The organism is uncultured Streptococcus sp. (assembly GCF_963511325.1).
In the GTDB taxonomy this organism is placed as follows: domain Bacteria; phylum Bacillota; class Bacilli; order Lactobacillales; family Streptococcaceae; genus Streptococcus.
The window spans coordinates 25,692-32,906 of record NZ_CAUPII010000020.1 but is presented as its reverse complement, the minus strand read 5'-3'; the positions used below and the strand labels follow the sequence as shown (position 1 = coordinate 32,906).

The 7,215-nt window shown below is 40.8% G+C and carries 5 protein-coding genes; 2 read left to right on the top strand and 3 right to left on the bottom strand.

The window, feature by feature from the left end:
- Positions 1–95: 95 nt before the first annotated feature.
- A complete protein-coding gene (locus tag RQ973_RS06710; protein WP_075231432.1) occupies positions 96–1,061 on the bottom strand; it encodes a LacI family DNA-binding transcriptional regulator in 966 nt (321 codons plus the stop codon).
- Entirely contained in the window at positions 1,042–2,496 is a 1,455-nt protein-coding gene (locus tag RQ973_RS06705; protein ID WP_075231431.1) for a sucrose-6-phosphate hydrolase, read from the bottom strand. The genes RQ973_RS06710 and RQ973_RS06705 overlap by 20 nt, the downstream gene beginning before the upstream one ends.
- A 363-nt stretch (positions 2,497–2,859) precedes the next feature.
- Between RQ973_RS06705 and RQ973_RS06700 the strand changes: the two genes are divergently transcribed.
- Positions 2,860–4,743 (top strand): sucrose-specific PTS transporter subunit IIBC, encoded by a 1,884-nt coding sequence (locus RQ973_RS06700; protein WP_075231430.1) that lies wholly within the window; start codon positions 2,860–2,862, stop codon positions 4,741–4,743.
- Positions 4,744–5,050: 307 nt separating this feature from the next.
- On the top strand, positions 5,051–5,938 hold the full coding sequence (gene scrK, locus RQ973_RS06695; protein WP_075231429.1) for a fructokinase ScrK: 888 nt from the start codon (positions 5,051–5,053) through the stop codon (positions 5,936–5,938).
- Between the two features lie 40 nt (positions 5,939–5,978).
- Here scrK and RQ973_RS06690 read toward each other — a convergent pair whose 3' ends face one another.
- The gene (locus tag RQ973_RS06690) at positions 5,979–7,169 is read right to left on the bottom strand and encodes a cation diffusion facilitator family transporter (RefSeq protein ID WP_075231428.1); all 1,191 of its coding nucleotides are present in this window, start codon (positions 7,167–7,169) and stop codon (positions 5,979–5,981) included.
- Positions 7,170–7,215: the final 46 nt, after the last annotated feature.

The following is a 7,215-nucleotide window of genomic DNA, read 5'->3' as shown; positions in this document are numbered from 1 at the left end:
ATAGGCTCCATAATATCTATAGGGGATTTACCCACTACAAATATTATAGAGCCAATTAAGAGTCTGAGAACTATTTTGTCTCAGACTCTTTTTGTTTAAATACTTTTTCCTGGTAGGAGGGAAACTGGTAAGAAATAACCGGTTGTGGCAACTTCTTTTCCTTCGATTTTTTGAAGTAGTAAATCAACTGTCAGGCGAGCAATTTCTTCCAAGGGTTGTTTAATGGTAGTAAGGTGAGGATAGAAATTCTCGATAAAATAAGTTCCATCGTAACCAATAACCTTGAGTTGTTCTGGAACAGAGATACCAAGTTCCTGAGCAATCTTCATAACCAAGATGGCTGTTAAATCGTCTGATGCGAAAATAGCATCTGGTTTTTGTTTGGTTAGGATAGTTTTGATTTCCATTTCTTTTCGAAGGGGTGAAAAGTCACTGGAAACATTGATAATGGGAGCCTTGGGTAAGATTGAAGCAAAACCAGCATGGCGAAGTCCAGTTGGTGAATTGGAGTTATCATTACCTGTAATCATAATGACAGACTTAGCTCCAGTTTTCGCTAAAGTTTGAGCTGCAAGGACTCCACCAGCATAGTTATCAGAGGAAACGACAGGAATGTCTGGTGATAGGTTACGGTCAAAAGAAATAATTGGAGCTGTTACGCGATTGTAGTCTTCAATCCCTAAGTTATGGCTACCAGAGATAATGCCGTCCACTTGGTTGGCTTCTAGCATTTCAAGATATTCACGTTCTTTTTCCGAATCGTGCTCACTGTTACAGATGATTGTCTTGTAGCCTTTTTTGAAGAGTTCGTGTTCCAATTTGTCAATCAATTCAGCATAGAAAACATGGCTGATTTTTGGGAAAATCAACCCAATTAACTTGGCTGATTTCCCTTGGAGGCTACGAGCTAGGTTGTTGGGTTTATAGCCCAATTCACGCATGGCATCCTTAACCTTTTGAATAGTTTTTTCTGACAGGTAGCCCTTTTTATTGATAACACGTGAGACAGTAGTTGGGCTGACGCCAGCTAATTTTGCGACATCAGTTAGTTTTGCGACCATATTCTAATTTGTAGTAAGTTCCAGTTGGGTTTCCAGATTTAATGAGGATTCCATTTTGATCCGCATGTGGGAATACACGACCAGAAAATACTTTTTCTCCTTTATTGATGAAAATTTCAAAGACTGAATTATCGATGAAGATATTTACAGTAGTAGCTTGATTAGCAACTGAGCATGAGCGAGTAGTTCCAAATTCTTGAGCATATTGCTCACCTGCTTTACTGCGGTCAACGGTAACTTGACCATTGACAAGGTCAAAATTGATAGAGAGTCCCTTACCGTCTTTATCAGCAAGAAGAACGATTTCGCTTTGGCTATTTGCTTCAAGGTTAAGCTCAAGTTCATAGGTATTTTTAGTTTCAGAACGATTTGAAAATTCCTCTTTTGAAGCTCGGAGGTCCTGGATAGCTGCTACAGGGTACTGATAGAGTTTGCCATCTTTAATGGTAAGTTCTTTGACTAATGAAAAAGTTCCTTGGTGGTCAAAACGGTCAGATGGGTAAGAAACATCTGGTAAACCAAGCCAGCTGACTGCTAGGGCGCGACCATCAGGAGCGTTAAAGGCTTGAGTGGCATAGGCTTCAAATCCATAATCAAGATTGTGAAGTTCAGACACATCTACCATACGTGCATTTTCAGGATCAAAGGAAGCACCGATTTTGTACATATTTGGATAGATATTATCATAGTCAAGAACCTTTTTATCCAAACCTTGTGGACAGTAGAGAAGGACAGGCTGTTCTCCAACAAAGACGAGGTTCGGGCACTCCATCATATAGGCAGTACGGTCGTTGTTAAAGTCCAAATCACCAACTTCTTGCCAGTTTGTATAATCGTTATCGACCGCTTTGTAGAGACGGACAAAACCTTTTTTCTCCAAGTCTTGACCACCAACGATAGCGTAGTATTGTCCTTTAAAGTTGAAAATCTGTGGATCGCGGAAGTGGTCAGTAGCATCAGCAGGCTGATCAATCAAGATTTTATCAATCTTTTTAATATTTCCATCCTTATCCATCAAGGCACCAATCTGATAAGGGTGGCGTACCCAATTTTCATCACGGACATTTCCTGTATAGAATAGGAACAATTTATTATCAAACTGCATAGCAGATCCTGAGTAAGCGCCGTGGCTATCCAGTGGAGTATCAGGTAAGATTTTAACACCTGTTTCAGTAAAGTGCACCAAATCATCACTCTCAAGTTGAACCCAAGATTTCAAGCCGTGGGCTGCTCCAAAGGGGAAGTTTTGGTAAAAGACAATCCACTTACCATCAAAATAAGAAAAACCGTTTGGATCGTTGAGAAGTCCTTCCTTTGGTTCAATGTGATAGCTGACATGCCATGGGGATTGCGCCATCTTTTCTTGGATTTCTTTTCTTTCTTCTTGTGTCCAATCTTCATAACGTCTGTAACGACGTTCAGTAGTCCATTCCATTTCTATTTCCTCCATAAATTCTACTATCTTAATAGTAAACGTTTCCTTATAAAAAAGCAAGTCTTTTACACTAAATTAAAGAAAAAAATGTCAAACGATTGACAGAATCTAGGAACGTAATTTTATGAAAAATGATGAAAATATGGAAGTTTTTGAAAACTTTAAAGTAAAAACCTTGATTTTAGAGGGTGTTATGGCTGTGTTGATGAAAAAAATAGCAAAAACAATCAAAAAATAAAAAATAGCAAAATTTTTTCTGCAAAACGCTTGACATATTTTTAAAACGTGATAGAATAATATTCGTGAGGCGAGTAAAATCGCTTTCAAACAAGAACAAATTTTTTTATAAGGAGATTTTTGCAAATGACCAATACAGAAATTGCAAAAAAAGTCATCGAAGCCTTGGGTGGACGTGAGAACGTTAACAGTGTAGCCCACTGTGCGACTCGCCTTCGTGTTATGGTGAAAGATGAAGCGAAGATCAACAAAGATGCTATCGAGAACTTGGAAAAAGTTCAAGGTGCTTTCTTTAACTCAGGTCAATACCAAATCATTTTTGGTACAGGTACAGTAAACAAGATGTACGACGAAGTCGTAGCTCTTGGTTTGCCAACGACATCTAAGGATGAGATGAAGGCAGAAGCTGCTAAACAAGGAAATTGGTTCCAACGTGCCATCCGTACTTTTGGTGACGTCTTTGTTCCAATCATTCCAGTTATCGTAGCAACTGGTCTCTTCATGGGTGTTCGTGGTCTCTTGAATGCTCTTGGAATGACACTTCCAGAAGATGTGACAACTTACACTCAAATCTTGACTGACACAGCCTTCATCATCTTGCCAGGTTTGGTTGTTTGGTCAACCTTCCGTGTATTCGGTGGTAACCCAGCCGTTGGTATCGTTCTTGGTATGATGCTCGTTTCTGGTTCACTTCCAAATGCCTGGGCTGTTGCGTCTGGTGGTGAAGTAACTGCAATGCAGTTCTTCGGATTTATCCCAGTTGTAGGTTTGCAAGGTTCAGTTCTTCCAGCCTTCATTATCGGGGTTGTCGGAGCTAAGTTTGAAAAAGCAGTTCGCAAGGTTGTTCCAGATGTACTTGACCTCTTGGTAACACCGTTCGTAACACTCCTTGTAATGTCAATTCTTGGATTGTTTGTTATCGGACCAGTCTTCCACGTTGTTGAAAACTACATCCTCATTGGAACTAAAGCAATTCTTAACTTGCCATTCGGACTTGGTGGTTTCTTGATTGGTGGAGTTCACCAATTAATCGTCGTATCAGGTGTTCACCACATCTTCAACTTGCTTGAAGTTCAATTGCTTGCTGCTGACCATGCTAACCCATTCAACGCTATCATCACAGCTGCCATGACTGCTCAAGGTGCTGCGACAGTAGCCGTTGGTGTGAAAACTAAAAATCCTAAACTTAAAACACTTGCTTTCCCAGCTGCTCTTTCTGCCTTCCTAGGTATTACTGAGCCTGCTATCTTCGGGGTTAACTTGCGTTTCCGTAAACCATTCTTCCTTTCATTGATTGCTGGTGCAATCGGTGGTGGATTGGCATCTATCCTTGGACTTGCTGGTACTGGTAATGGTATCACAATCATCCCTGGTACAATGCTTTACATTGGTAACGGACAACTTCCACAATACCTTCTTATGGTAGCTGTATCATTCGCTCTTGGTTTTGCTCTTACTTACATGTTTGGTTATGAAGATGAAGCAGAAGTGGCTTCAGAAGCTACAACTGAACGTTTGGCTGACGAAGCAGTAACTGGTACTGTTGTTGCACCTAGCGAAGGTGTCATCCAAACACCAATCGTTGGTGACGTCGTTGCTCTTTCAGATGTTAATGACCCAGTCTTCTCAAGTGGAGCTATGGGTCAAGGTATCGCTGTAAAACCTAGTCAAGATGTTGTTTACGCCCCAGCTGATGCTGAAGTGACAATCGTCTTCCCAACAGGACATGCTTATGGTTTGAAAACTGCAAACGGAGCTGAAATCTTGATCCACGTGGGTATCGACACTGTTTCAATGAACGGTGAAGGATTTGACCAAAAAGTTGCTCAAGGTGACAAGGTTAAAGCTGGAGATGTTCTTGGAACATTTGACTCAGCTAAGATTGCTGCTGTAGGTCTTGATAACACAACAATGGTTATCGTGACAAACACTGCAGACTTTGCTTCAGTAAATCCAGTTGCTTCTGGATCAGTTGCTAAAGGTGATGCAATCATCGAAGTTAAAGCTTAATACTCTTCGAAAATCAAATTCAAACTGCGTCATACTCGCTTTGCCGTATGTATGTGTTACTGACTTCGTCAGTTCTATCTACAACCTCAAAGCCGTGCTTTGAGCAATCCGCAGCTCGATTCCTAGTTTGTTCTTTGATTTTCATTGAGTACACTACTTTCGATTTAATAGATCAAAAAACGAACAAATGTCATGTTTGTTCGTTTTTGATTGAATCTTAAAATTTACAGAGGAAAAACTAAAATATAGGGCAACTTTCCTTCTGGAATTATGCTATAATAGAGAAAATAAAAACTAGAGGTTTATCATGACAAAATTATATGGAAGCTTGGAAGCGGGCGGTACAAAATTTGTCTGTGCTGTCGGTGATGAAAACTTTAACATTGTAGAAAAAACACAATTTCCAACAACAACTCCTATCGAGACAATCGATAAAACCATCGAGTTCTTTTCAAAATTTGATAATCTTGCAGGTCTTGCAATTGGTTCATTTGGTCCCATTGATATTGACAAAAACTCAAAAACTTATGGCTTTATCACAACAACTCCAAAACCTCACTGGGCAAATGTGGACTTGCTTGGTTCCCTTCGTCGCGCCCTAAACGTGCCAATGTACTTCACTACAGACGTAAACAGCTCTGCCTACGGTGAAGTGGTTGCCCGTAACAATGCTGGTGGCCGTATCGAGAACTTGGTTTACTACACAATCGGGACAGGTATCGGTGCAGGTGTCATCCAACGTGGTGAGTTTATCGGTGGCGTGGGTCACCCTGAGATGGGTCACTACTACGTGGCTAAACACCCAATGGATATTGAAAAAGAATTCAACGGTGTTTGTCCTTTCCACAAAGGATGTTTGGAAGGCTTTGCGGCTGGTCCAAGCTTAGAAGCTCGTACAGGAATTCGTGGTGAAAACATCGAATTGAACAGTTCTGTATGGGATGTTCAAGCCTACTATATCGCTCAAGCTGCAGTCAACGCAACTGTAACCTTCCGTCCAGACGTTATCGTATTTGGTGGTGGGGTTATGGCCCAACAACACATGCTTGACCGTGTCCGTGAGAAATTCATATCCTTACTCAATGGTTACCTACCAGTTCCGGATGTACGCGACTATATCGTGACACCAGCTGTTGCAGGTAATGGTTCGGCTACACTTGGAAACTTCGTTCTTGCTAAGAGCGTAGCAAAATAAGTATAAAAAATGAGGTCGGGATTTGTCCCGGCCTCTTTCTTTAGTCTTTTTCAATTTTCGTTTCCTGATGGAATATATTTTGCCAAGTTTCATGTCTGCGCCAGATACTTGTATGGATGGTGTCACCAATCTGATAGCGGATGAGTTTTGTCTTCTGACTAATGGACGTCAAGTGAAGTTCCTTGATAGCAGAGGTTAATTCTTTTTCCTCCTTATAGGCTTCCTTGTCTAGTTCTAGTCCGTCTTGGCGAATATAAATAAAATCTTCTGCCAGTAATTCTTCCAATTGATTTCCTTGGTCAATTAGTTGCTCTCTCATGAGCAATTTTTTATAGACATTATCAAGAATTTCATCTTCAGGAATCGGTGCTGGTTCAATGTGGATATCGGTATCAAAGATACCAAAGCGTTCTGATAACATGGATTCAACCTGATCTGCAATTTCGTGACTCTCAAAAACAGAGAGGTCTGGGTTCATCTCGAGAGTAATATCCAGATAAATGTTGCTTCCGTAAGTACGACCGCGTTGAGATTTGACCTTGCTAATCTTAGGAATTTCCATGATAGCTTTTTGGTAATCTTCCAGCAAGTGTTCATCAAAACCATCAGAAAGGCTGAAGGATGACTCGATAAAGATGTCATAAGCAGTTTTAAGAATAAAGAAGGTAATGATAATAGCGACCAACTTATCCACGATTGGATAGTTGAAGCTACTTGCCAGGATAGCAATAGAAGTTCCAAGAGATGTCACGGCATCTGACAAATTGTCCTTGGCTGCTGTCTTGAGAGCTTTGGACTTAGCTTGCTTACTCAGATGGGTATTGTAGAGATAAACGGCAAACATGATGATAGCAGAGATGATTCCTAGAGTCGCCCCAAGTGGGTCAATGACCGTTTGCTCTCGGCTGAGTATCTTTTGAATGGTGTCCCGTAGAACATCAAAGCCAACGTAAAACATGATGATGGAAGTGATGAGACTTGCCAAATCCTCTATTTTCCAGTGGCCGAAGCGATGATCTCTATCTGCTGGTTGGCGAGCCAAACGAATCCCAATGAGGAGGGCCACATTTGCGACAATATCTGAAACGTTGTTGAAACCATCCGCCACTAAACTGGACGAATGAAGGAGGTGCCCTGTAGCTAACTTAGCTGCAGACAAGAATAGATAGGTTAAAATACTGATAATCGCACCACGTTCAGCCAATTTCAAGTTTGAAAACGATTGATTCATGTAACTCCCTTTCTAGGATTTTCATATCCTATCATTATACTGGTTT